4 protein-coding genes are annotated in these 2,395 nt (G+C 48.5%); 3 read left to right on the top strand and 1 reads right to left on the bottom strand.

What is annotated here, in order from left to right; translation table 11 throughout:
- Positions 1-561 (bottom strand): hypothetical protein (locus ACTF5Z_RS10360; protein ID WP_438985566.1); only part of this gene is annotated, 561 nt, incomplete at its 3' end.
- Between the two features lie 160 nt (positions 562-721).
- Here ACTF5Z_RS10360 and ACTF5Z_RS10365 point away from each other — a divergent pair.
- The 3 genes from ACTF5Z_RS10365 to arsB form a co-directional block, all read left to right on the top strand.
- A complete protein-coding gene (locus ACTF5Z_RS10365; protein WP_438985567.1) occupies positions 722-1,096 on the top strand; it encodes a metalloregulator ArsR/SmtB family transcription factor in 375 nt (124 codons plus the stop codon).
- A 13-nt stretch (positions 1,097-1,109) separates the two neighbouring features.
- On the top strand, positions 1,110-1,589 hold the full coding sequence (locus ACTF5Z_RS10370) for an arsenate reductase ArsC (RefSeq protein WP_438985568.1): 480 nt from the start codon (positions 1,110-1,112) through the stop codon (positions 1,587-1,589).
- On the top strand, positions 1,589-2,395 hold an 807-nt coding region (arsB, locus tag ACTF5Z_RS10375; protein WP_438985569.1), incomplete at its 3' end, for an ACR3 family arsenite efflux transporter. The genes ACTF5Z_RS10370 and arsB, both read left to right, overlap by 1 nt.

Genomic DNA, 2,395 nt, shown 5'->3' on the forward strand with positions numbered 1-2,395 from the left:
TCGCCAGGCATTGGCATCGCCGTATTCCAAAAACTTGTCGGCTCGATCATGCGTGCCAGCGGCTTTACGGGCGTGCTTGATCGGACACCAGAATTGCTCGGTTCGAGCGGTAATCTCTCGCCCATAGGCAATTACACCATTGCCGTAGCCGCAGTAGACACAATTCAACTTTTCGATTGCGTTCAGGTAGCTCAGAAGATGGCGGTCTATCGCAAAGTAGTCGGCGCGTTTCACCAAGGGTATACCGTACACCCTAAAACAGAGGTGTTGATACAGCGTGAGGCTCAAGTCCAATAAAGCCAAGGGTATAACCATGCCGTAAATGATAGGTGCTGTCAGAATATAGCTGAGCTTAGCTTCTTTTAAGTAACGCCAAGCTCCCACGCGATAACGTTGTTGAAAGGCTTTAAACTCGCTCTCAAACTTCACACGACCATTTTCTAAGGTGTAATGGAATTTATCGCGTTGCTCCGCTAAATACGCCTGCAACTCAGCTTCGAGCTCGCGTTCGGCGGCTTGCAAACGCTTGATCAATTCTTCAAATCGAAATTCTTTGGCCATACTGGCTCCATGCTGATGTATTAGTGCCGTGATCAAAACCTCCCAGAGTGAAATTTCACTCCAAACGACTGCTAGGATATTCGAATCTCGATAAAACCATAAGTGCGACAGCGATATTAAAAATCTGCAGGCAGCAGTATATAGACATATGGATATCCGCATGTTTGAATACGCAGATCTGAGAGGAGTTAACGTCTTGCTATTACCCGTCAATTTCATGAAGAACCTCGCTGACAGTACTCGGATGAGTATCGTTCTGCTGGTTCAGAACGAGGGAAGCCTGTGTGTTTGCGAACTCACCCATGTGCTAGGACTCAGCCAACCCAAAATTTCAAGGCATCTAGCTCAGTTGCGTAGCTCTGGGATCCTTCAAGATTCACGGCACGGACAGTGGGTGTACTATGCCCTAGCCAATGAACTCCCGAACTGGGCGTCCCAGATTCTGGATTCTTTAGCCAAAGCGGAACAAGACGTGATCAGCAGTTATCACCAACGTCTTTTAAACATGCCAAATCGACCTGACTGCTGTAACTAAGGCCCAACTTTCTATGAAAATATTGTACATTTGCACCCACAATCGCTGCCGCAGCATACTCAGCGAGGCCATCACCAATCATTTATCGGATGGACGCATTCAAGCATTCAGCGCCGGCAGCCAGCCCGCGGGCGAGGTACACCCTCTTTCGCTGAAGTATCTAGCAGAACACAGAATCTCGACTGAGGGACTGCAAAGCCAATCGTGGGACGTCTTTGAGTCGATGCAGCCCGATATCGTAATCACGGTATGCGATAGCGCCGCCGCTGAACAATGCCCGGTATGGTTTGGCAACACCATCAAACTTCATTGGGGTTTGAAGGACCCATCCAAAGTCGAAGGTAGCGAGTCGGCAGTCAAAGCGGCCTTTGAAGAATGTATCTTAATCATCAGGGATCGAGTGCGTGAACTATTGCAACTCGACCTAGCATCTAAAACTTCTGAGCAGCGACAAGCGGCACTTTCCGAACTTATTGAAAGGACGACAAACTAATGGGCATTTTTGAACGTTATCTGAGCATTTGGGTCAGCCTATGCATTCTGGTGGGGCTGGTTGCTGGGAATCTGACCCCAGCATTATTCCAGTGGTTTGCCGCACTCGAGGTCGCCCACGTGAACATCCCAGTGGCTATCTTCATCTGGATTATGATTTACCCCATGATGGTGCAGGTGGATTTCTCTTCCATTAAAGATGTCGGTAAAAAACCCAAAGGCCTAGCACTTACATTAGTGATTAATTGGCTGGTAAAACCATTTACCATGGCCTTCTTGGGTTGGTTATTCTTTAAAGTGCTGTTCGTCGATTTCGTCGATCCCCAAACAGCAACCGAATATATCGCGGGCATGATTTTGCTGGGAGTCGCACCATGCACGGCCATGGTATTTGTCTGGAGCAACCTGACCAAGGGGGATGCAAACTACACCCTGGTTCAAGTCTCCGTCAACGATCTGATCATGATCGTGGCTTTCGCTCCCATCGCGGCTTTTTTACTGGGCGTTACAGACGTCACAGTACCTTGGGGTACACTCCTACTATCAGTCGTACTTTATGTGTTAATTCCGCTGGTTGCGGGCGCGCTGACCCGTCGCGCACTCGATAACGAGAACGATCATTCACGTTTAAACGATTTTTTGAGTACGATGAAGCCGATATCCATTACGGGATTGCTGGCGACCGTTGTACTGCTGTTTGGCTTTCAGGCCGAGACCATTATTGCTAATCCTGTCGCCATTGTTTTAATCGCTATACCCTTATTGATTCAAACCTATGGCATATTCGCAATCGCCTACGCGGCGGCC

The sequence above is a fragment of the Aequoribacter sp. genome, from assembly GCF_965659035.1.
GTDB lineage: Bacteria > Pseudomonadota > Gammaproteobacteria > Pseudomonadales > Halieaceae > Aequoribacter.